The sequence below is a fragment of the Dokdonella fugitiva genome (assembly GCF_004342425.1).
In the GTDB taxonomy this organism is placed as follows: domain Bacteria; phylum Pseudomonadota; class Gammaproteobacteria; order Xanthomonadales; family Rhodanobacteraceae; genus Dokdonella_A; species Dokdonella_A fugitiva.
The window spans coordinates 200,529-223,296 of record NZ_SLWQ01000006.1 but is presented as its reverse complement, the minus strand read 5'-3'; the positions used below and the strand labels follow the sequence as shown (position 1 = coordinate 223,296).

The following is a 22,768-nucleotide window of genomic DNA, read 5'->3' as shown; positions in this document are numbered from 1 at the left end:
CGATCCTTGTATTCGGCGCTCGTCGCGGGCTAGCCTCGCCCCAGGCATGACAGGGGGCGCCGCGCGGTGCGACGGGCAGCATGCTGGATCGCGATGGTCGTGCTGGCGGGCGCCGGCGCGATCGCGCATGCGCAGGGTCGCGACAACCACGGCGTCGAGCGCGTCCGCTTCCGCAACATCGGCGTCGAGCAGGGCCTGTCGCAGGCGAGCGGCATCGACGTCGCGCAGGACCGCCACGGGTTCATCTGGGTCGCCACCCAGGACGGCCTCGATCGCTTCGACGGCTACGGCTTCCGCGTCTACAAGCACGATCGCGGCGATCCTTCGTCTCTCGCCGCGAACAACCTGCACCGCCTGCTCGTCGATCGCCGCGGACGGTTGTGGATCGGCACGACCAGCGGCGGCCTCAGCCGCTACGACGAGCAACTCGACCGTTTCGACAACTTCGTGCCCGATGGCTCGCGCGAGGGCGCGATCGGCAGCGAGTACGTCAGCGCGCTGCTCGAGGACGCAACCGGCACGCTCTGGGTCGCCGCGCGCAACCATGGCCTGCAGCGTTTCGACGAAGCGCGCGGCGCGTTCGTGGAGTCGCCGTGCCGTGGCGATGCGCTGCTGCGGACGAATGCGCTCGCCGAGCGCGCGGACGGCCACCTGCTGGCCGGCACCATGGCCGGCCTGTTCGAATGCAATCCGGCCGACGGCACGCTGCGCGAGTGGATGCCGCGCTCCGGCACGCACCTCGTCGTGCGCACGATCGCTACCACCGAAACCGGCGAGGTCTGGCTCACCGCGACCAAGCAGGGCCTGTTCCACTTCGGCGCCGACGGCGAGGAGATCGAACACTACGACGCGCAGACCTCGCCGTCGCTCGACGACACCGACCTCACCGGGCTGCGCATCGATCGCAGCGGCGCGATCTGGTTCGGCAGCGAGAACGCCGGCCTCTCGCGCCTCAACCCGCGCACGCGGCGGCTGGAAACCTTCACCCACGCGCCCGAGCAACCGGGTTCGCTCGCCGGCAACCGCGCCTTCAGCGTGTTCGAGGACCGCGACGGCCAGATCTGGGTCGGCACCTGGAGCAACGGCATCAGCGTGTTCGACCCGCGGGCGGCGGGCTTCGTCTCCGTGCACACCGGCGGTGGCGGCCGCTCGCTGCCGGGCGCTTCGATCCTGTCGGTGCTCGCGGACGACGATGGCACGTTCTGGTTCAGCACGGCCGAGAACGGCGGCCTCAGCCATTTCGATCTCGAGGAGGGCCTGCTCGAACACTACGCCCACGACACGCGCGATCCGACCAGCCTCGCGCACAACTTCGTCGTCTCGACCGTGCGCGGACGAGACGGCTCGCTGTGGATCGCCACGCGCGGCGGCGGCCTCGATCGCCTGCGGCGGCAGGCGCACGCGTTCGAGCACTACCAGCACGATGCGGCCGATCCGCGCAGCATCGCCTCGAACAATCTCCTGCGCCTGTATCTGGACGCGGCGAACACGCTATGGATCGGCACCACCGACACGGGTGTCGATGCGCTCTGCGACGGGTGCAGCGAATTCCGCCACTACGCCCACGCCGAAGGCGTCGCGAACAGCCTCGCGCCCGGCGGCGTGTACGCGATCCTCGAGGCGCAGCATGGCCGGATCTGGCTCGGCACCGAACGCGGCGGCCTCGCCCTGCTCGATCCGGTCAGCGGCCACGTGCGCCATTTCGCGAGCGATCCTCGCAATCCGGCCTCGCTGCCGAGCAACACGGTGACCGACCTGCGCCGTGACCGCCGCGGCGAACTCTGGATCGGCACGCGCGGCGGTGGCCTCGCGCACCTGCTCGCGCTCGACCCGGCCGGTGCGCGCTTCGAGACGATCGACACGCATGCGGGCCTCGCCGCCGACGCGATCGGCGCACTGGCCGAGGATGCCCAGGGGCGCATCTGGATGAGCACGACGGTCGGCATCTCGCGCTACGACCCGCACGACCGCGGCATCGTCAACGTCGGGTCCGACCAGGGCGCCTCGGCGAGCGGCTACTTCATCGGCGCAGCCGACCAGGGCCGCGACGGGCGCATCGTGTTCGGCGGCGCGACGGTCGCGACGATCTTCGATCCCGCGCAGATCCCGGCGCTGCCGGTGCCCGAGCCGGTGCTGACCGAACTGCGCCTGTTCAACACGCCCGTGCTCCCGCGCTGGCGCGATCCGGACTCGCCGCTCGAGCAGGCGCCGTGGAGCGGCGGCAACGTGCGCCTCAACCACCATCAGAGCATGCTGTCGATCAACTACGGCGCGCCGTCCGCGTTCGCGCCGGCGGGCCTGCGTTTCGCCTATCGGCTCGATCCGCACGATGCGGACTGGATCGAAACCGATGCGAGCCTGCGCACGGCGACGTATACGCGCCTGCCGCCGGGCGACTACCGCTTCCGCGTGCGCGCGCGCTACCCGGGCCAGCCCTGGGGCGACGAGGAAGCGACGCTGTCACTGACCGTGCTGCCCGCGCCGTGGCTCTCGCCGGCGGCACTCGCCGCCTACGCGATCTGCGCGGCGATGCTGGCCGCGTTCGTCTGGCTGCGAGCGCGCCGCGCGCGGCGCGAACGCGACGCGGTGCAGGAAACCGTTCGGCAGTCGGAGGAGCGGCTCAAGCTCGCGCTCTGGGGCAGTGGCAGCGAATTGTGGGACATCGACCTCGCCACCGGGCGCATGCACCGCGACAACCAGCTCGAGCACCTCGCCGTCACGCACGAAGTCGGCGAGCACTCGCTGGCGACGTACCGGCCATTCGTGCATCCGGACGACCTCGAGCGCTTCGAGCGGGCGCTCGGCGCGCACCTGTCCGGGCGCGTGCCGACGTTCGAGGCTAGCTATCGCACGCAGGACACGCGGCACGACTGGGTGTGGGTGCTCACGCGCGGGCGCATCGTCGAACGCGACGAGGCCGGTGGCGCCAGGCGCATGAGCGGCACCACCTCCGACATCAACGCGCTCAACCAGGCGCTCGCCGCGCTGCGCGCGCTCAACGAGCAGCTCGAGTCGCGCGTCGAGCAGCGCACCGCGGCGCTGCAGAACGCGAACCTGGAGCTGCGCAGCACGCTCGAACGGCTCACCCTCGCGCAGCGCCAGTTGTTCGAGGCGGAGAAGCTCGCATCGCTCGGCGGCCTCGTCGCCGGCATCGCGCACGAGATCAACACGCCGCTCGGCATCGGCGTGACCGCGGCTTCGCACCTGCAGGAGGAAGCGCAGCGCATCTCGCGCCTGATCGGCGAGGGCGCGCTCGCGAACGCCGATCTCGAGGAGTTCCAGCGCACCGCGCGCGAAAGCTCGGACATGATCCTGCGCAACCTGCAGCGCGCCGACCGCCTCGTGAAGAGCTTCAAGCAGGTCGCGGTGGACCAGTCGAGCGAGGACCGGCGCGTGGTCGACCTCGGCGTCTGCCTCAACGAGATCCTGACCACGCTCGGGCCGACCCTGAAGAAGACCGCGCACCGCGCCGTGCTCGACTGCCCGGCCGGCCTCATCATCGAGACCGCGCCCGGTGCGCTGTACCAGATCGTCACGAACCTCGTCATGAACTCGCTCATGCACGGCTTCGTCGAAGGCGACGCCGGCACGATCCGCATCGAGGTCACGTTCGAGAACCGCATCGTGCAGATCGACTATCGCGACGACGGCCGCGGCATGGACGACGCCGTGCGCGCGCGCATCTTCGAGCCGTTCTTCACCACGCGGCGCGGCCAGGGCGGCTCCGGGCTCGGCATGCACATCGTCTACAGCCTCGTCTCGCAGGTCCTGCACGGCCACATCGACTGCGAAAGCGCGCCGGGGCAGGGCACGCGTTTCGTGATCCGCTTCGGCGGCGAGGTGCTGCAGCAGCGGTCGTGAGGATGGCGGGGCATGCCGGCCGCAGGAGTCCATCCATGGGTGACCGCGGCGTCGCAGTGAGGCGCTACGGTCGCGCACGGGGTGCGCCTACAGAAGGTAGCGCAGGCGCGTTCCGTCGGGGCGGCGGACGGCAGGGTGGATCAAGGCGCGCAGCGCGTGCCGCCGACCGCACGGCTCAATCAGGCAATTCGCGGCGCAACGCGAGCGCCTCGTCCCAATGCTCCAACAGCCGATCGACGACATCCGGATCGAACTTCGTGCCGCGGTGTTCGAGCATGAACGCGCGGATGCGCGCCGAGTCCCACGGGTCCTTGTAGCAGCGCTTGCTGCCGAGCGCGTCGAACACGTCGGCGACCATCGTGATGCGTCCGCCGATCGGGATCGCTTCGCCGGCGAGGCCCCTGGGATAGCCGCTGCCGTCCCAGTTCTCGTGGTGCGAGGCGGCGATCTCCGCGGCCAGGCGCAGCACCGGCCGGCTGGAATTGCCGAGCAGGCGCGCGCCGAGTTCGGCATGGGTGCGCATGACCACCGTTTCCTCGGGCGTGTGCGGGCCGGGCTTGTTGAGGATCGTGTCGGGGATGCCGATCTTGCCGATGTCGTGCAGCGGCGCGGCGTAGCGCAAGGTCTCGGCCATCGCGGGCGGCAGGCCGAGCGCGTGGCCGAGCATTTCGGCGAGCAGGCCGACGCGGTGCACGTGGTTGGCGGTTTCCTGCGACCGCGTCTCGGCGGCGCCCGCGAGCAGGTAGACCATCTCGAGCTGCGACGAGAGCAACTCGTCGTTGAGGTGAAGGTTGTCGAACGCGATCGATACGTTGGTGCAGAACAGCTCGACCAGCTTGTAGTCGAGCGGCGACAGGTTCCACGCCTCGCCGACGAACAGCAGGCTCTCGGTCTGGTGGCTGTCGATGAAGTGCAGCACGTAGTGGTCGCGCGCGAACTGGTGGCGCTTGTCGCGGTACGCGTCGCGCATCGCCGCGACGATCGGCCCCGGCAATGCCTGGGCGGCGTCGTCGTTCTGCAGGCGGCGATAGTCGCCGCTCGTCGCGGCGATGCGGAAGTGCTCCGGCTCGGTCTCGCGGCGCCGATCGATCGTGCAGTACAGCGCGCCGCGCTCGAGCCCGACCAGCTCGACCAGTTGGTCGAGCACGGCATTGGCGAAGTCGCGCGTGTCGCGCCGCGCGAAGATGCGCGCGGAGCTGCGGATCACGTTTTCGAGGCCGATGCGGTGTGCCTCGATCGCGCGCATGTCGCGGTACGCGCGCAGCGCCGAGTACATCGTCGTCGCCAGCCGCGACGCGGTGAGCTCGGTCTTTTCCTTGTAGTCGTTGATGTCGTAGGCGGCGATGACTTCGTGCTCGGGCGCCTGGCCGGCCTGGCCGGTGCGCAGCACGATGCGCACGAAGGGATTGCCGAGTTCTTCGCGGATGCTGCGCACGAGCGCGAGGCCGGCCTGTTCCGATTCCATGACGACGTCGAGCAGCAGCACGGCGATGTCCGGGTGCTGCTCGAGCACGCGCCGCGCTTCGGCCGCGCTGTGCGCGCTGAGGAATTCGAGCTTGCGGTCGGCGAAGCGGAAGCTGCCGAGCACGAGCCGCGTGACGTCGTGCACCTCGGGCTCGTCGTCCGCGATCAGGATCTTCCACGTGGGCGCGGTGTCCCGTGCCTCGATGGAGGTGAACTGCAGATTGTCGTCCGCTCTGCCCACGACGCCCCCCACCAGTGGACGGGGCCAGTGTACTCCTAAGCGACGACGCCGGAAGCCCGGCGGGCGGCCCGGGCCGGGGGCCTCAGGACTTGCCGTGGAACAGCTCGCGGCCGATCAGCATGCGGCGTATTTCGTTGGTGCCCGCGCCGATCTCGTAGAGCTTGGCATCGCGCAGGATGCGCCCGGTGGGATACTCGTTGATGTAGCCGTTGCCGCCGAGCGCCTGGATCGCCTCGAGCGCGACCTGCACCGCGCTCTGCGAGGCGTGCAGCAGGCACGAGGCGGGGTCGATGCGCGACTTCTCGCCCCGGTCGTAGTTCTGCGCGACGAGGTAGGCGTAGGCACGCGACGACTGCAGCGCGGTGTACATGTCGGCGATCTTGCCCTGCATGAGGCCGAACGTGCCGATTGGCGCGTTGAACTGCTTGCGTTCGCGCACGTACGGCATCGCGACGTCGATCGCCGCCTGCATCAGGCCGATCGGGCCGCCGGAGAGCACGAGGCGCTCGGTGTCGAGGCCGCTCATGAGCACGCGCACGCCCTCGTTGACCTCGCCGACGCGCTGGCTGTCGGGGATCTCGCAGTTGTCGAACACGAGTTCGCAGGTGTTGCTGCCGCGCATGCCGAGCTTGTCGAGCTTCTGCGCGGTCGAGAAACCCTTCATGCCCTTTTCGACGATGAACGCGGTCATGCAGCGCGAGCCGGCCGGGCGGTGCGCGGTGCGCATGTAGACGAGCAGCACGTCGGCGTCGGGGCCGTTGGTGATCCACATCTTCGAGCCGTTCGCGACCCAGGTGTCGCCGTGCAGCTCGGCGCGGCAGGTCATCGAACCGACCACGTCGGATCCGGCCCCCGGTTCGCTCATCGCGAGCGCGCCGACGTACTCGCCGCTGCAGAGCTTGGGCAGGTATTTCTGCTTCTGCTCTTCGCTCGCGTTGTGGTAGATGTTGTTGACGCAGAGGTTCGAGTGCGCGCCGTAGGACAGGCCGACCGAACCGGACGCGCGCGAGATCTCCTCCATCGCGACGACGTGCGCGAGGTAGCCCAGTTCCGATCCGCCGTAGTCGGCCGACACGGTGACGCCGAGCAGGCCCATGTCGCCGAGTTTCGCCCACAGGTCGTGCGGGAATGCGTTCTCGCGGTCGATGAGGTCGGCTCGCGGCGCGATCTCCTTGTCGGCGAAAGCGCGCACGCTCTCGCGCAACAGGTCGAGTTCTTCACCGAGGGGGAAAGGGCGCATGGACGACTCGCCGTGGTCGGGAAAAACCGGATAGTAACGGTTGCAGCCGCGACCGCAAACGCGCGGCCCCATCACGGGGGATATCGCCGTTCTCCGCGGTACGGAGAAGCAGGTTGGACGGGTCGGGCGGGTGGGGCGGGTCGAGCGTGAAGCGCGAGTCCCGCCGAGGGTCTTGCGACGGCGGCACGCGCTTTCGCGCGTACCGCCTCGCAGGGCGTGGGTCGAGCGCGAAGCGCGCGTCCCCGCCGCGGCGTCGCGACGGCGGCACGCGCGTTTCGCGCGTACCGCCCTACGACGGTTACTGCCCGCGCATGCGGCCGAGGAAACGCGGGCCGTTGTTGCCCATCGTCGGCAGCTTGATCTTGCCGATCGCGCTGATGCGCTCCTCGGCCATGCGGTCGGCGGCCTTGTAGGTCGGGACGTTGTCGCGCTCGGCGATCTGGAAGATGCGCGACAGGTTGTAGTAGATCGTGCGCATCATGCGCATCGCGCGTTCGCGGTTGTAGCCGTCGATTTCGAGCGACACGTTCATGACGCCGCCGGCATTGACCGCGTAGTCGGGCGCGTAGAGCACGCCGCGCTTGGTCAGCTCGTCGCCGATCGCGTCGGTCGCGAGCTGGTTGTTGGCCGCGCCGCAGACGATCTTCGCCTTGAGGCGGTCGATCGTCTTCTCGTTGAGCGTGCCGCCGAGCGCGCACGGGCTGTAGACGTCGGCATCGACGTCGTAGATCTCGTCGAGGCCGACCGCGGTGCAGCCGTACTCGTCGACTGCACGCTGCACGAGCTCCTTGTTGATGTCGGTGACGAACACCTTCGCGCCCTGTTCGCGCAGCAGCTTGATGAACTCCATGCCGACGTGGCCGGCGCCCTGCACGGCGTAGCTGTACTTGCCGACGTCCTCGTTGCCGTACTTCTTGTTGAGCGTCGCCATCAGGCCCTGCAGGGTGCCGTAGGCGGTGAACGGCGACGGATCGCCCGAGCCGCCGTGCACCTGGTGCACGCCGGTCACGAACTCGGTCTCGCGGAACACCCACTCCATGTCGTTGACGTCGATGCCGACGTCCTCGGCCGTGATGTAGCGGCCGTTGAGCGAGTTGACGAAGCGGCCGAACGCGCGGAACAGCGCCTCGGACTTGTCCTTGCTCGGATCGCCGATGATGACCGCCTTGCCGCCGCCGAGATTGAGGCCGGCGACAGCGTTCTTGTACGTCATGCCGCGCGACAGGCGCAGCACGTCGTTGAGCGCTTCCGCTTCGCTCTTGTACGGCCACATGCGCAGGCCGCCGAGGGCGGGGCCGAGCACGCTGTTGTGGATCGCGATGATGGCCTTCAGGCCGGCGTCCTTGCTGTGGCAGAAGACGATCTGCTCATGGCCGGTCTGCGAGACGGTTTCGAAAATCATGGCTGCTCCTGGCGACGCGGAAAGACTCGTCCGGCCCCGGTGCGCGATCGCGTAGTCGGGCGAAGACGAGCGGCAAGTGATTGAACGGAATTTGGTTTTTTTGCGGATCGCCGGGGCGGGGCCGGCAAAATGCGGCGCGTAGTGTAGTCCCCCCTGCCCGGCGGCGACAGTGGCCGCACCTCCGGCGGGGACAGGGGTTGAAAAACACGAACGATCGTACTATTTTTTCGCCATGGCCAGCCAACCCGCCAGCAGCAAGGGTGCCGCGACGCGCGAGCTCATCATCGATCGCGCGTACGCGATCGCGAGCCGCCAGGGTCTCGAGGGACTTTCCATCGGCGACCTCGCGCAGGCGGTCGGCATGTCCAAGAGCGGCGTGTTCGCGCATTTCGGTTCGCGCGAGGACCTGCAGCTCGCCGTGCTCGACGAAGGCGGCCGCCGCTTCGGCGAGTTCGTGCTGGTTCCCGCGCTGCGCAAGCCGCGCGGCCTCGTGCGCCTGCGCGCGATCATCGACGGCTGGTTCGACTGGGTGCGGGAAAACCAGCACGGTTGCCTCGTGATGTCGGCGATCAGCGAGTACGACTCGCGCCCCGGTCCGCTGCACGACGCGGTCGTCGCGCGCGTGCAGCGCTGGCGCAGCGACACCACGCGCGCGACGCAGATGGCGATCGACAGCGGCGAGCTGCGCGCCGACACCGATCCGCAACAGATTTCGTTCGAGATCTTCGGCATCGCGCTCGCGTTGCACCACGACACCCGCCTGTTCGATCCCAAGCTCGCGCGCACGCAGGCCGAGCGCGCGATCGAGCGCCTGTTCGCCGCCCACTCCCCCTGAGTTTTGATCGAGGTTTGCCATGGCCACCCTTGCTGCCGCCAGAAATAGCACGATCGTTCGTAATATTCGCTTCGCGTTGCTGCGGGCATGCTTCGCCCTCGGCAGCTGGCTGCGCCCGACCGCGACCTTGCGCCGCGCATGGCGCCTGTTCTGCACGCCGCTGTCGATCACGCGCCGGCGCGCACTGGCGACCGACATCGGCGGCGCCACGCTCGGTTCGCTCGCGATCGGCGGCGAGCAGGTCGCCGTCTACACCTGGGGCGATCCTTCGCGGCAACCCTATGTGCTGCTCGCGCACGGCTGGTCGAGCCACGCGACGCGGTTCCTCGCGTGGATCGCGCCGCTGCGCGCGGCCGGCTACGCAATCGTCGGCTTCGACCAGGTCGGCCATGGCCGCAGCAGCGGTCGACGCACGACCTTGCCCGATTTCGCCGCCGTGCTCGCCGAGGTCGCGCGTCGCCACGGTCCAGCCGCAGCGGTGATCGGCCACTCGCTCGGCGGCGCGGCGGCCACGCTCGCGCTCGCCGACGGGGTGGCGGCGGAGCGTGCGATCCTCGTCGCGCCCGCGGCCGATCCGCTCGACGCGGCCTCGCGCTTCGGCCGCTTCGTCGGTCTCGCCGAATACCTGCGCTCGCACCTGTTCGACGAATACGAAGCGAAGCACCCGTTGCGCGTCGCGAGCCTGCAGGCGCATCTCAAGGCGCCCGCGATCGCATGCCCGGCGCTCGTCGTGCACGACCTCGACGACCGCGAAGTGCCGTGGGCGGAAGGCGAGCGCTACGCGCGCCATTGGCCGGCCGCGCGACTGCTCACGACGACGGGGCTCGGCCATCACCGCGTCGTCGACGATGCGGCGGTGATCGACGGCGCGTTGCGCTTCCTGCGCGGCGAGACGGTCGGCGAGCGCGTCGTGTCTTCGCCGAACCTGCCTTACGGTTTCTGCTGAGGCGGCTCGTACACCGCGCGCGTGTCGACGATGCGTAACGCGTCGAGGGCTCCCGTGGGAGCCGGGAGGCGAGATGCTCCTGCCTCGGGTGAAGGGTGGACGGCGGCACGCGCTGCGCGCGTACCGCCCTACACGTGTTCCGGGACTCTACGGGTTCCGTGTAGGAGCGACTTCAGTCGCGGTGCCATCTGGGGGGCCAGCCTGCAATCCCCATGCATCGCCGCTACCATGACCCACCGGCGCAACCGGCCGCGCCGCGGACGAGCGCGCCGTGCCCGAACTGCCCGACATCACCGTCTACGTCGAACGCCTCCGCGACGTGCTGCAGGGTGAGGCGCTGCGCACCGTGCGCATCCTCAACGCCTTCGTGCTGCGCACGGCGGTGCCGCCGGCCAGCGCGCTCGAAGGGCGCGCGGTCGTCGATGCGCGCAACCTCGGCAAGCGCGTCGTGCTCGAGTTCGAAGGCAGCCTGTTCCTCGTCATCCATCTCATGATCGCGGGCCGGCTGCGCTGGCTCGCGCCGCACGCCAAGCTAGCCGGGCGAATCACGCTCGCCGCATTCGCGTTCGATCATGGCCAGCTCGTGCTGACCGAAGCGGGCACGAAACGGCGTGCGTCGATCCATGTCGTCGAGGGAGCGGATGCGCTCGCGGCGCTCGATCCCGGCGGCATCGACGTGTTCGTCGCCGATCTCGCCGCGTTCCGCGAACGGCTCGTGCGCGAGAACCATACGCTCAAGCGCGCGCTCACCGATCCGCGCGCATTCAGCGGCATCGGCAATGCGTACAGCGACGAGATCCTGCATCGCGCGCAGCTGTCGCCGTTCGCGCTCACGCAGTCGCTCGACGAGGCGGTGATCGAGCGCCTCTACATCGCCACGCGCACCGTGCTCGACGAATGGACCGTGCGCCTGCGCGCCGAAGCGGGCGCCTGGCCCGACAAGGTCACTGCGTTCCATCCGGAGATGGCCGTGCACGGCCGCTACGGCCAGCCGTGCCCGGTCTGCGGTTCGCCGGTGCAGCGCATCGTCTACGCGGACAACGAGGCGAACTACTGCGCGCGCTGCCAGACCGGCGGCCGCCTGCTCGCCGATCGCGCATTCAGCCGCCTGCTCAAGGACAGCTGGCCCAAGCACGTCGACGACCTCGGCTGACCGCCAATGCCGCCTATGCCGACGACGGCCCGACGTGGTTGCAGGAGTCACGCTGCGGGCGACCGGTGACGCGGCAAGATTCGGGTGCTGCAGTCGCGCACGGGGTGCGCTCCCACGGCGGTTTCCACATCGCAACGGGGCCGTACGGGCGTCCGCCTGGCGCATGGCGTTACAATTCATCCTCTCTCTCCCAACCGACCGCGCCGATGAGCACGACCGCCCGGAATCTTCCCCTCCACGAGGCTTCGGCCGAGCAGGCGCCGCTGCGCTTCGTCACCGCGGCCAGCCTGTTCGACGGACACGACGCCGCGATCAACATCATGCGGCGGCTGATCCAGTCGCAGGGTGCGGAAGTCATCCACCTCGGCCACAACCGTTCGGTCGAGGACGTCGTGCGCGCCGCGCTGCAGGAAGACGCCGACGCGATCGCGCTGTCGAGCTACCAGGGTGGCCATGTCGAGTACTTCAAGTACATGGTCGACATGCTCAGGGAGCGTGGGGCGAGCCACATCCGCGTGTTCGGCGGCGGCGGCGGCACGATCACGCCGGAAGAGATCCGCGAGCTGCAGGCCTACGGCGTCGAGCGCATCTACCATCCGAACGACGGCATGCACATGGGCCTCGTCGCGATGATCGAGGACGTCATGGCGCGCACGGCGTGCAGCCGGGAATCGGGAGCAGGGAACAGGGAATGGTCGAAAGCGGACTCGGCCGCGTTCGTCGACATCGACGACGAGATCGCCGTGGGCCGAATCCTCACCGCCATCGAGAACGGCAGCTTCAGCGAAGCCGACCTCGCCAAGCTGCGCAAGGAATGGGCTGCCGGGCGTGACCATTCCCGATTCCAAAATCCCCACTCCCGCGGGCGCGGAGCGCCCGTCGTCGGCATCACCGGCACCGGCGGCGCCGGCAAGTCCTCGGTCGTTGACGAACTCATGCTGCGCTTCCTGCAGGCATTCCCGCAGATGCGCATTGCCGTGCTCGCGGTCGATCCGACGCGTCGCCGCTCCGGCGGCGCGCTGCTCGGCGACCGCATCCGCATGAACTCGCTGCGCAGCCATCGCGTGTTCATGCGCTCGATGGCGACGCGCCGCCAGCACGCGGCGACGAGCATCGTGCTCAAGGACTGCGTCGCGTTCCTCAAGGGGCAGGGCTACGACCTCGTCATCGTCGAAACCGCCGGCATCGGCCAGAGTGATTCGGAGATCGTCGACCTCGTCGACTTTCCGATGTACGTGATGACGAGCGACTACGGCGCGGCGAGCCAGCTCGAGAAGATCGACATGCTCGACTTCGCCGAGCTCGTCGTGCTCAACAAGTTCGACAAGCGCGGCGCCGAGGACGCGCTGCGCGACGTGCGCAAGCAGTGGAAGCGCAACCGCGTCGCGTTCCAGCTGAAGGACGAGGACATCCCGGTCTACCCGACCATCGCGAGCCAGTTCAACGATCCGGGCGTGACCTGGATGTTCACGAACCTGTGCCGCCTGCTGCGCACGAAGCTCCACCTCGGCGCCGATGCGTCTCCCGCGGGAGAGAAGAATCGGGGTCAGAGTCATTCTTCCGACCCGGCCGCTTCGAACGCCGACATGGGGAAAAACGACCCTGCCACCCTTTCTTCCCCCCGCATCGACTGGATGCCACGCTTCGACACCTCGCTGAAGGAACCGCGCGCGACCGTGCTCATCCCGGGCAGCCGCGTGCGCTACCTCGCCGAGATCGCCGAGCAGGGGCGCGGCATCAACGCGACGATCGAGAAACAATCGGAGATCGCCGACCGCGCGCAGTCGTACTGGCAGGCGCTGCGCGACCTCGAGGACCCGAAGCTGCCGAAGGCGCTGGACCTCTACGATGCCGACGACCTGCACGTGCCGCGCGATTCCTCGGCGGCGGATTTCCCCGCCTGCGGGGAGCGTCGCGCGAACACGGGTGACCGCCGCAAGCAGAAGTTCAACTGGGAGCTGCGCCGCGAGGAAGAAGAGCGCGCCGCGGCGCACGGTGCCTCGATGGGTTCGCTGCCGACGGTCGACCGCTCGCTCGTGACCTTGCGCCAGCGCTACAACGATGCGGTGCAGTCGCTCTCGTCCGATGCGCAGAAACTGCTGCGCGAATGGCCGCAGCGCCTGAAGTCGATCGTCGACGAGGTCAACGAATACGAAGTGCGCGGCAAGACGATCCGCGTCGAGAACTACCGCGAATCGCTCTCGCACCAGAAGATCCCGAAGATCGCCGCGCCGACCTACCGGAGCTGGGGCGAGCTTCTCACGTTCCTGCAGAAGGAAAACCTCCCGGGCTACTACCCGTACACCGGTGGCGTGTATCCGTACCGCCGCAGCGGCGAGGACCCGATCCGCATGTTCGCGGGCGAGGGCACGCCCGAGCGTACCAACCGCCGCTTCCATTACTTGAGCCAGGGCCTGCCCGCGGCACGCCTGTCGACCGCGTTCGACAGCGTCACGCTGTACGGCGAGGACCCGGCGCCGCGCCCGGACATCTACGGCAAGATCGGCAACTCGGGCGTCAACATCCCGACGCTCGACGACATGAAGAAGCTGTATTCCGGCTTCGACCTCTGCGCGCCGACGACATCGGTGTCGATGACGATCAACGGCCCCGCGCCGATCATCCTCGCGATGTTCATGAATACCGCGATCGACCAGCAGGTCGAGAAGTACCTCAAGGAAGATCCCGCACGCTGGGCGGAAGCCGAGAAGACGATCGCCAAGTTGTTCGAAGGCCGCGTGCGCCCGCGCTACCACGGCGAACTGCCGCCGACCAACAACGGCCTCGGCCTCGGCCTGCTCGGCGTCACCGGCGACCAGGTCGTCGACGCCGACACCTATGCGCGCATCAAGGCCGAAACGCTCTCCACCGTGCGTGGCACCGTGCAGGCGGACATCCTCAAGGAAGACCAGGCGCAGAACACCTGCATCTTCTCGACCGAGTTCGCGCTGCGCATGATGGGCGACATCCAGCAGTACTTCGTCGAGAAGAAGGTGCGCAACTTCTACTCGGTGTCGATCTCCGGCTACCACATCGCCGAAGCCGGCGCGAACCCGATCAGCCAGCTCGCCTTCACGCTGTCGAACGGCTTCACGATCGTCGAGTACTACCTCGCGCGGGGCATGAAGATCGACGACTTCGCGCCGAACCTGTCGTTCTTCTTCTCCAACGGCATGGACCCTGAATACACCGTCATCGGCCGCGTCGCGCGCCGCATCTGGGCGCGCGCGATGCGCGAGCGCTACGGCGCGAACGAGCGCAGCCAGATGATGAAGTACCACATCCAGACCAGCGGCCGCTCGCTGCACGCGCAGGAGATCCAGTTCAACGACATCCGCACGACCCTGCAGGCCTTGTACGCGCTGTTCGACAACTGCAACTCGCTGCACACCAACGCGTACGACGAGGCGATCACCACGCCGACCGAGGAAAGCGTGCGCCGCGCCGTCGCGATCCAGATGATCATCAACAAGGAACTCGGCCTCAATTTCTGCGAGAACCCCTGGCAGGGCAGCTTCATCGTCGACAAGCTCACCGACCTCGTCGAGGAAGCCGTCTACAAGGAGTTCGAGGCGATCAGCGAGCGCGGCGGCGTGCTCGGCGCGATGGACACGATGTACCAGCGCGGCAAGATCCAGGAAGAGAGCCTCTACTACGAACACAAGAAGCACGACGGCAGCCTGCCGCTCGTCGGCGTCAACACCTTCCTGCCGAAGGAACACGCGGGCGACATCGTCACCGAGATCGAACTGATCCGCAGTACCGAGGAGGAGAAGGCGCAGCAGATCGCCAACGTGCGCGCCTGGCAGGCCAACCGCAACGCGCTCGCGCCGAGCGGCGAAACCTCGCACGCGCACACCGCCGGTAGTGACGAGGAAGACAACTTCGTCCACGACGGCCACGGCCTCGCCTACCTGCAGGACACCGCGCGCGACCGCAGGAATGTGTTCGCCGCGCTCATGGAAGCGGTGAAGACGCACAGCCTCGGCCAGATCAGCCACGCGCTCTACGACGTGGGTGGCGAGTACCGCCGCAACATGTAGAGCCATGCGCCACGGCAACCGTCAAAGCGCACGCGCCGCATCTTTCCCCTCTCCTGCTCGCCGGAGAGGGCAAGGTGGGGGCACTTCGCGAAAGCACCCCATGAAGCGAGGCTAGCACTCGCGATGTCCCGCCTCGTCGACCAGATCAAGCAAGCCGTCGGCGCGTTCGCCGAGTGCGAAACGCCGCCGGCGTTGATCGGAGGCCTCGCGCTCGCCGTACACCAGGTCGTCCGCGCCACGCGCGACGTCGACTTCCTCGTCGACGCCCAGGACGCGGACCACGTCCACGCCATCCTGCTCGGCCTCGGTTACCGTTGCGTCCATCGCAGCGAAGACGCCGCCAACTATGTACGCGGCGACGAAGGCCTCGATGTCATCGTGGCGCGCCGGCCGATCGCGCGGCGCCTGCTCGCCGAAGCGAGCGAACGCGCGACGGCGCTCGGCCCCCTTCGCGTGGTGAGCGCCGAAGGCCTGATCGGCTTCAAGCTGCAGGCACTCGTCAATAATCCCGCTCGGACGCGCGACCTCGACGACATCCGCGCACTCTTGCGGGCACAGCGCGGCCGCCTCAATATCGGTGAAGTGCGCGAGTATTTCGCGCTGTTCGATCGCAAGGCCCTGCTCGATGAACTCCTCGCCCAAGCCGACATCGACGAGAACTGATCGTCCCATGCAGCCCATTGCAGGCACCGTCGTGCCTTCAGCACCGCCGCGGAGCGCTGGCGATCTGGCCGACTGGGTCGAGCTGATGGAAGCCGTCGAGGCGCTCTGCCCGGTGTGGCCGGAGCGGTCGGTCCCACGGTCGCACGCGATCTTCCTGCTCTGATCGACTCGGTCGCGACGCACCTCCCCGGAGCGCGGCCGCTTCCTGTATCTTCGCGCCTTCTCCAGAATGGCAAGGATTCCCATGCGCTCCGTCGTGCCCATGACGCTCGCCGCCGCCCTCGCGACCGGCGTTTCCGGCACCGTCGCCGCCGCGACGGCGGTGCCGACGATCCAGGAGCTCGGTCGCCTCTCGCTGAGCTTCGATCCCTTGATGCGCGGGCCGTTCGCGGTGGCGGACTTCGACCATGACGGCGCCGACGACGTCGTGCTCGGCGGCCAGGCGGGCGCAGACCTCCTGGTACAGGTCTACGGCCGGCGCGCCGGCAACTACGTTTCCAAGCAACTGCTCGTGCTGCCGGGCGGTGGCTTTGGTGCACCGCGGATCTTCACGCATGCGCAAGGCGGCCAAACGCATCTGTACGTGTTCAACTCCGATGGCAAGGCGTACGAACTCGCCGGCTGGCCGCTGCAACGGGTGCGTTCATTCGACCTCGGCTTCCCGATCCATGCGGCCGCGATCGGTGACGTCGACCACGATGGCAACGAGGAAATCGTCGCCCTCTCTGCATGGTCGGGAGGCCTGCAGGTGCTCGACCTTGCTACGCTCGCCGTCCGCTGGACGGACTCGAGCATCAGCGCAGGCGACCTGCTGCTGGCGCAGCTCGATGCGGACCCCGCGCTCGAAATCATCGTCGGCGGCGTGCCCGGTCTCATCATCGACGGCGCCACGCACGCGACCGAGTGGACGTACAAGGATGGTTTCGGTGATTACCTTTCCCCCTACCACGGCGGCGCCACGCCGCAGTTCCTCGGCGCGCACGCATGGAACGCGATGGGCGTGTTCCAGAGCGAACCCTACTCGCCGCTCTGGGACGTCTCCGTGTTCAATGTCGGCGCGGTCGCCGCGTACGACTTCAATGGCGACGGCAAGGACGACATCATCGAAGGCGACGCCCAATTCGGCGGAGTGAACATCGTCGACGGCCAGACGCACACGGTCACGCTGAGCATTCCGCATGCTTCCTACTCCAGCGCCGCCGTCGGCGCCGTCGACCTCGATCACGACGGTGTCCGCGAGATCGCCCATGCGGCGATGCAGGCAGACTTCCTCGGCGACGAGATCTTCGCGCTCTACAACCCCGTGGACGGCTCGACCGTGTGGGAGCTCGACCGCGGCCCGTCGGCGCCGTATGTTGGCCCGAGCGCAGCGTCGAGCGGGTCGCCGGGCGTCATGCGCTTCCTGTTCGGCGCGACGGCGCCGTTCTCCGCTGGCCCGGCATGGACGCAACTCGATGGCGCGACCGGTGCCGTGCTGTGGCAGTCCGCCATGGACGACAGTGCGCTTCCGCAAGCACCGGTTGCGTCGATTTCGCTCCCCGACACGGGAGCGGGTTCCGGCTTCATCGTCGCAGGCGAGCGCGCGTACCGCCCGGTCATCGTCGCGATCGACGATGCGACGCATGCGATGCGCTGGCAGATCGACGCAGACCCGGGACATCCGCTCGAGGGCCGTGAAGTGGATACCGTTTCGACGGTACCTCGCGCCGGCGGTGCGCCGGACACGGGCATCGCCTGCCTGCTCGAATCGGGTGGATCGCGCCTGCTCACGTTCGGCCTCGCCGATGGACAATCGTCGTGGATGTCGGTGCTCATGGGCAGCCCGTGCGTCGGCACGATGGCGGGCGACTTCGGCGGCGGCTCGCGCCTGCTGGTCGCCGTGCTCGGCACCACGTTGCGCGCCTACGACGCAACCACGCACCTCCTGGCCTGGTCGCTGCCGATGCAGGAGCCCATCGACGGCGCGACGCTGCTCGACGGCGTGAACGGCCGCGAGTTCGTCGTCTTCAGCGGCGCGCAACTCGTCTTCTACGACGCGACCACACGCGACGTGCTCCGCCAGTTCGACCTCGGCGAGCCGATCGAAGCGGTGCAGGAACTCGGCACCATCCACGCGCTCGCCGTCTCCGTCGGCGGCCGCCTCGTCGTGCTCGACGGCGCCGACGGCCAGGTGCGTGCGAGCAGTGATTTCCTCGGCAGCGACTTCGGCGCCCACAACCAGCTCGCGACGCAGCCCGTCAGCGGCCAATGGTTCGTCGGCGGCGTGAGCTCGGCCGGCGCCTTCCGCTTCCTCATCGCCGTCGACGAGCTGTTCGCCAACGGCTTCGACGGTTGACGCATCGCGCCGCCTGGTTGTCCCCTCTCCCGCTTGCGGGAGAGGGAAGGGTGAGGGCGCCCCGCGACACCGCCCTCAGCAGCGTGTTCCCCTCTCCCGCTCGCGGGAGAGGGCCAGGGTGAGGGAAACCTTGCCTCACCACCCCAACGCTCTCCCCTAAACCCCTCGATCCTTCCATGTAGGAAATTTCCTACCGACGTCCCCCCGATTTTGAGTAGCACGCCGATCTGGAGTCCAATCCCCACCGAAGAGGAGGTTGGACGTGAAGAAGCGATTCAGCGGAGAGCAGATCATCGGCTTCCTGCGTGAGGCAGAGGCCGGCATGGCGGTGAAGGACCTGTGCCGCAAGCACGGCTTCAGCGAGGCGTCGTACTACCTGTGGCGGAGCAAGTTCGGCGGCCTGAGCGTGCCGGAGGCGAAGCGGCTGAAGGAGCTGGAGACGGAGTGGAACAAAGGGAGGAATTATCCGCTTGAATCTTCCGTTTTCTTGCACCAACGAGGTCCGCCGGGACGGGCGCGAAGCGGTTCGGCTGCTTCGAACGTCCGGCAAGCCGGCGGCCGTCGTGGCGCGAGAACTGGTCATTCCTCATGAACACCAGGCCGTTGTCCGAGCGCAGCAGGAACGGTGTGCGCATAGCGCAAGCAGTCCAACGGCTTCGGCGACACCGTGAGGAACTGGACGCCCATCGGTGCCATTACGCTCAACCCCAGAGCGCGACACGGTTGCTGCAACGCGATCGAACGCCATCGACGAATGAACGATAGGCGATCGGTGGCATGAATGAGGCGCCAACTATCTTGACGCGCACCGAAGGCCTCTGTCCCGGGAGCCGTCACGCGCTCAAGTTTGGACTTAATCATCGGAGGACCATGGCCTTGCGATGAGCAGTACCACCAACCAAATCCCTAGCACCCACCATTTTGTGGCAGCTAAACACTCCATCGACAACCATGCTACCGGATGGTACCAAGAATATCTTGCCATCCACGATAGCGAAAGCGCGGTGCAAACAACCGCATAGATAGCGAAATTCACTCGCCTCATACAGGCTCCGGCAAGCCGTCGTTTACCGAGTTCATTTGCGGCATTTTGGAGAAGGCGGATCTTTCCGACTGTGGGTTGATGGGCTTGCGCGTAGGAAAAAGTCGACTCTGCCCCCGGTTTTCGCGCCTACGGATCGAAGCCATCGGCGAACAGCCGGTCGTTGCGCATCGACAGCAGCGCTTCGTTGTTCGCGGGCACGAAGTCGACCTGGCTGCCGAGCACTTCGACGCTCGCGACCTGGGAAATCACGGGGTGGTTGCCGGGCAGGATGACGGCGCTGAAGTCGTAGCGCAGCGCCGAACCGGCGGGCAGGGCGAGCACCTGGTCGATGACGCCGGTGCCCATGGAGGGGCAGGTGGCGCCGCCGGATGGCGTGCATTGCCAGGCCGGGGTTCCGGTACCGTCGGGTGCGCTGACGCCGATGCGGGCGGTGCCGATGGCGGCTCCGAAGCCATGGCGAACCCGGAGTGTCCAGGTGGCGGTGGAGCCCGGAAAGACGATACCTGGCACGTTCTCGTACTCGACGCGCGCATCGACGGCCTGGGGCGCCTGGTAGCCGGCATCGACGCTCGTGACGGAGATCACGTTGCGCGCGAGTTCCAGGATGGTCGTCCAGCCCGTGTCGGCCCCTGCGGCGATCACGTCGCTGTCCAGCAGGTCGTTCTCGCCGATATCACGCGGGGTGAACGTGGTGCCGGCGGGCTGCGAGAACTTCAGGCGATAGCGGCCGTAGCCTGGCGCGGAAACCTGGTAGACGCCGATGGGCGATGAGGTCGCCGTGTCGTAGCGTACGGTCCGGGCCTCGCTCCAGATCTCGACCTGGACATCGGGCATGCCCGGTTCACCAGCATCCTGCAGGCCGTTGGCATTGACGTCCAGCCAGGTGAAATTGCCCACTGCAATATCGATCGGGTCGAGTCCGGCATCGATCGCGGTGGTCGTTCCGCCGGGGAATACGATGATGATATCGGTGAAGCCGGTGAACGCCCCGGAGGTGTTGAAATCACTGTCGATGGCCCCGTTGTCCGTGGTGTGCATCGGCGCCAGCGTGAAGGTGCTCGGGGGGTAGATGACGCGAACCCGCACGCTCCGCCCGCCAGCGACGAAGGTGGAGAGCGCATAGTTCCCGTTCGCATCGGTCACGGTCGAGGACAGGAGCTGGGTGGCATCGTGGTTCCACAACTCCATGGTGATGTCCGAGACGCCTAGCGCGACTTCCTCGTTCTCCCGGATGCCATTGCGGTCCAGGTCGCGCCATACCTTGCCGGCGAGGGTCGTCGTGCCGAATTGCGCCATGGCCGGTCGTGGCGCCAGGACGATCGCGAAGAGTGTCGCCAGCAGCAGCAATGCCGCGGCAAGCAGGCGAAAAAAGCCGCGGCCGTGTCCGGATGCGTGATAGCGAAGGGCGTGTGGGCGAAGCCGGGGCCGACCAACGTTGGCGACAGGTTCGAGCGACAGGATGCACATCCCCCCGGTGATCGATGCGGTCATGCGTCTTCTCCAGCCGATTTCGACCCAATACGCAACTTCGTGCCGCCGGAGGCCATGTTCCCGCACATCCATCCCTCGCGCCCGCCGGTCCCCGTGATGGGTGGAGCGTAGCTTACGCAACTAACGGCCTTGAGCGTGGTGGGGCTCACCGAGGCTAAGCGGCAAGTCGCTCTCGAACTTCGCGGATGGCTGCGTCCAGGCGTTCCGGTATCGGTCCCGCACGATGGTGCAGCATCACGAGCCTGCCGAGGGCGCGTGTCATTCCGACGTAGAGCAGCTTTGCGCCGCTCGCCATCGAATCGGCCGAAGCGGAGCCGAAGCCCGCCACCTCGCAGACGGCCGGGATGAATACCGTTTCAAATTCGAGTCCCTTGCTGGAGTGGATCGTCATGATCTTCACGGCAGGTTCTCCGCTGAAGATATGCCTCTTCATCGCGCCCGATGCAACGATGGACGGAACGTCGTTCTTCGTCAATTCGGCGGAGATGATCCTGGCGATCGACTTCGATGGGCACAGTACGGCGAAGTCGTTCGGTTGCGCGCCACCGCCGAGGGCGTCCTTGATGCGACCGGCGATGCACCGGCCTTCCTCCCGGACGTCCTTGCATGCGATGAGCTCTGGCAGGGGTCCTCGCCGACCGGCGCTTTCCGGGGCAATGAGGGGCACATGGTCCTCGTCGCTCGCGATTTCGGCGATGAGCTCCTGTGCGAAGGCTTTCGCGGTAGCGAGCACTTCGAGTGAGTTCCGGTAATTGAGGCGCAGGATCGTCGTGCGGCCCTGGGCTTGGATCCCAACGCTGGCGAAGCTGAACTTGCGCGCCTGCCGGTTCTCCTCGTATATCTTCTGCGCATCGTCGTAGAGGACGAGCAGGGAATTGGTCTCCTTGTCGACCATTTGCACGATGAGGCGCAGCCATTCCGGTTTGAAATCGTGTCCCTCGTCGATGAGGACGGCCGCATATTGCGCCCTCGGAATCGCATCGTGCTCCACGCCGTCCATGACGGCCTGCACGAGCGCGTCGAAATAGTGCGGCGTGTCGGGTTCGGGCCGCGCTACGGCATACGTGTCCAGTTGCTGTGCACACCAGCCATGGAAGTGCTTGACCGCAACCTTGTCATGAATGCCATGGGCTTGGACGATCTGTTCGAGCCGTGCCGCCAGCGTCTTGTTGAAGCAAAGAACGAGGATCGGCTTGGCATACTTCTGCGCAAGCGCAAGGCATCGATAGCCGAGGATCATCGTCTTGCCGGAGCCGGCGACGCCGTGTATCACGCGATGCCCATCACCGAGTGATCGCGCGAGTTGTTCCTGCTGCAGGTCCATGATGCGGACGATGTCGGGAACATCCTCGGGACGCTCTGAGGTAGCCGCAGGTGCGCCAAACAACGAGCCCTGCTGCGGAAGCCGCAGCTCGGGGAAAAGCGACCAGCGAACGCGGTCGATCTGCGGCTCCGTCAGGCGGCACAGGAACGGCATCAGGTACATGTCGGCAAGCGCCTTCTGGAAGGCATCGGGATCGACGCTTTCGGTCATCTCGTCCTTGCAGATGACGTTTCCCGATGGGATGAAGGTGTCGAGTCCCGCCTGCTCGAACTGGTGTCGCGTGATGTTCGCGAGCACGACGCCCCATCCCCACGGCATGATGAGTTTGCCCGCCTTGGGATGGTCATGCGGCTGTATGAGTGCCGGATCGCGCTCCAATAGCTTGACGACCTCGAGCGCATAGCCACGCGCTTGCTTGAACGGATTGTTCTCGACCACACGTCCGCGCTCCGTGTGCAGGACGGCGCTGTCGCGCGACAGTTCGACGATCGTTTCCAGTTTCCAATCCTTGACCTCCAGTATCAGGAAACCCAGGCTCGGGTGGAGCACGACAAAATCGGGGTGCCGCTGCTGCGGGCCTACGGCGACGTCGTACCAGCAGAGATAGTCGGACCCGAGCTTGTCTTCGAGGCGCAGGGCAAAACGCCGCTCGCCCGAGGTCATCCGGGGCAGGCATGCGCTACGATTGGGAATCAACAGGCCCATGGCGTCAGTGCATTTTTCTG

13 protein-coding genes and 1 pseudogene are annotated in these 22,768 nt (G+C 67.3%); 9 read left to right on the top strand and 5 right to left on the bottom strand.

All coding sequences use genetic code 11. The features are described from left to right. Nucleotides 1–93 precede the first annotated feature (93 nt). Complete coding sequence (locus EV148_RS12295) at nt 94–3,861, top strand: two-component regulator propeller domain-containing protein (RefSeq protein ID WP_131998633.1); 3,768 nt, start codon at nt 94–96, stop codon at nt 3,859–3,861. A 175-nt stretch (nt 3,862–4,036) separates the two neighbouring features. Here the strand turns inward: EV148_RS12295 and EV148_RS12290 are convergent, their stop codons facing one another. From EV148_RS12290 to EV148_RS12280, 3 genes are all read right to left on the bottom strand, one after another. Continuing rightward, the gene (locus EV148_RS12290; protein ID WP_131998631.1) at nt 4,037–5,566 is read right to left on the bottom strand and encodes a DUF3369 domain-containing protein; all 1,530 of its coding nucleotides are present in this window, start codon (nt 5,564–5,566) and stop codon (nt 4,037–4,039) included. Nucleotides 5,567–5,648: 82 nt separating this feature from the next. Then, nucleotides 5,649–6,806 carry an isovaleryl-CoA dehydrogenase gene (locus EV148_RS12285; RefSeq protein WP_131998629.1) on the bottom strand — a complete coding sequence of 386 codons (1,158 nt, stop codon included), beginning with the start codon at nt 6,804–6,806 and terminating at the stop codon, nt 5,649–5,651. A gap of 298 nt (nt 6,807–7,104) precedes the next feature. Then, the gene (locus tag EV148_RS12280; protein ID WP_131998627.1) at nt 7,105–8,208 is read right to left on the bottom strand and encodes a Glu/Leu/Phe/Val dehydrogenase dimerization domain-containing protein; all 1,104 of its coding nucleotides are present in this window, start codon (nt 8,206–8,208) and stop codon (nt 7,105–7,107) included. Between the two features lie 232 nt (nt 8,209–8,440). Here EV148_RS12280 and EV148_RS12275 point away from each other — a divergent pair, with 232 nt between their 5' ends. From EV148_RS12275 to EV148_RS12240, 8 genes and pseudogenes are all read left to right on the top strand, one after another. Continuing rightward, complete coding sequence (locus EV148_RS12275; RefSeq protein WP_131998625.1) at nt 8,441–9,043, top strand: TetR/AcrR family transcriptional regulator; 603 nt, start codon at nt 8,441–8,443, stop codon at nt 9,041–9,043. Between the two features lie 19 nt (nt 9,044–9,062). Beyond that, the gene (locus EV148_RS12270) at nt 9,063–9,989 is read left to right on the top strand and encodes an alpha/beta hydrolase (protein ID WP_131998623.1); all 927 of its coding nucleotides are present in this window, start codon (nt 9,063–9,065) and stop codon (nt 9,987–9,989) included. A gap of 271 nt (nt 9,990–10,260) precedes the next feature. Beyond that, nucleotides 10,261–11,142 carry an Fpg/Nei family DNA glycosylase gene (locus EV148_RS12265; RefSeq protein ID WP_131998621.1) on the top strand — a complete coding sequence of 294 codons (882 nt, stop codon included), beginning with the start codon at nt 10,261–10,263 and terminating at the stop codon, nt 11,140–11,142. 206 nt (nt 11,143–11,348) lie between these two features. Beyond that, entirely contained in the window at nt 11,349–15,185 is a 3,837-nt protein-coding gene (locus EV148_RS12260; RefSeq protein ID WP_131998619.1) for a methylmalonyl-CoA mutase family protein, read from the top strand. A gap of 123 nt (nt 15,186–15,308) precedes the next feature. Continuing rightward, on the top strand, nt 15,309–15,848 hold the full coding sequence (locus EV148_RS12255; protein WP_131998617.1) for a nucleotidyl transferase AbiEii/AbiGii toxin family protein: 540 nt from the start codon (nt 15,309–15,311) through the stop codon (nt 15,846–15,848). A gap of 7 nt (nt 15,849–15,855) precedes the next feature. Beyond that, complete coding sequence (locus EV148_RS12250; RefSeq protein ID WP_241988075.1) at nt 15,856–16,011, top strand: hypothetical protein; 156 nt, start codon at nt 15,856–15,858, stop codon at nt 16,009–16,011. An 81-nt stretch (nt 16,012–16,092) separates the two neighbouring features. Further along, nucleotides 16,093–18,183 (top strand): outer membrane protein assembly factor BamB family protein, encoded by a 2,091-nt coding sequence (locus EV148_RS12245; RefSeq protein WP_158287453.1) that lies wholly within the window; start codon nt 16,093–16,095, stop codon nt 18,181–18,183. 322 nt (nt 18,184–18,505) lie between these two features. Further along, nucleotides 18,506–18,628, top strand: a pseudogene (locus tag EV148_RS12240) (transposase); the annotation flags it as partial. A 726-nt stretch (nt 18,629–19,354) separates the two neighbouring features. On the opposite strand, the gene EV148_RS12235 reads toward EV148_RS12240, so the two are convergent. After that, a complete protein-coding gene (locus EV148_RS12235) occupies nt 19,355–20,719 on the bottom strand; it encodes an SdrD B-like domain-containing protein (RefSeq protein ID WP_158287452.1) in 1,365 nt (454 codons plus the stop codon). Between the two features lie 154 nt (nt 20,720–20,873). Continuing rightward, complete coding sequence (locus tag EV148_RS12230) at nt 20,874–22,748, bottom strand: DEAD/DEAH box helicase (RefSeq protein WP_241988074.1); 1,875 nt, start codon at nt 22,746–22,748, stop codon at nt 20,874–20,876. Nucleotides 22,749–22,768: the final 20 nt, after the last annotated feature.

What these genes read in the sequence shown, in the direction of transcription:
- EV148_RS12295 (WP_131998633.1), top strand. Translation starts at nt 94, where the DNA reads ATGGTCGTGCTGGCGGGCGCCGGCGCGATCGCGCATGCGCAGGGTCGC.
- EV148_RS12285 (WP_131998629.1), bottom strand. Translation starts at nt 6,806, where the DNA reads ATGCGCCCTTTCCCCCTCGGTGAAGAACTCGACCTGTTGCGCGAGAGC.
- EV148_RS12280 (WP_131998627.1), bottom strand. Translation starts at nt 8,208, where the DNA reads ATGATTTTCGAAACCGTCTCGCAGACCGGCCATGAGCAGATCGTCTTC.
- EV148_RS12275 (WP_131998625.1), top strand. Translation starts at nt 8,441, where the DNA reads ATGGCCAGCCAACCCGCCAGCAGCAAGGGTGCCGCGACGCGCGAGCTC.
- EV148_RS12270 (WP_131998623.1), top strand. Translation starts at nt 9,063, where the DNA reads ATGGCCACCCTTGCTGCCGCCAGAAATAGCACGATCGTTCGTAATATT.
- EV148_RS12260 (WP_131998619.1), top strand. Translation starts at nt 11,349, where the DNA reads ATGAGCACGACCGCCCGGAATCTTCCCCTCCACGAGGCTTCGGCCGAG.
- EV148_RS12255 (WP_131998617.1), top strand. Translation starts at nt 15,309, where the DNA reads ATGTCCCGCCTCGTCGACCAGATCAAGCAAGCCGTCGGCGCGTTCGCC.
- EV148_RS12250 (WP_241988075.1), top strand. Translation starts at nt 15,856, where the DNA reads ATGCAGCCCATTGCAGGCACCGTCGTGCCTTCAGCACCGCCGCGGAGC.
- EV148_RS12245 (WP_158287453.1), top strand. Translation starts at nt 16,093, where the DNA reads ATGCGCTCCGTCGTGCCCATGACGCTCGCCGCCGCCCTCGCGACCGGC.
- EV148_RS12235 (WP_158287452.1), bottom strand. Translation starts at nt 20,719, where the DNA reads ATGACCGCATCGATCACCGGGGGGATGTGCATCCTGTCGCTCGAACCT.
- EV148_RS12230 (WP_241988074.1), bottom strand. Translation starts at nt 22,748, where the DNA reads ATGGGCCTGTTGATTCCCAATCGTAGCGCATGCCTGCCCCGGATGACC.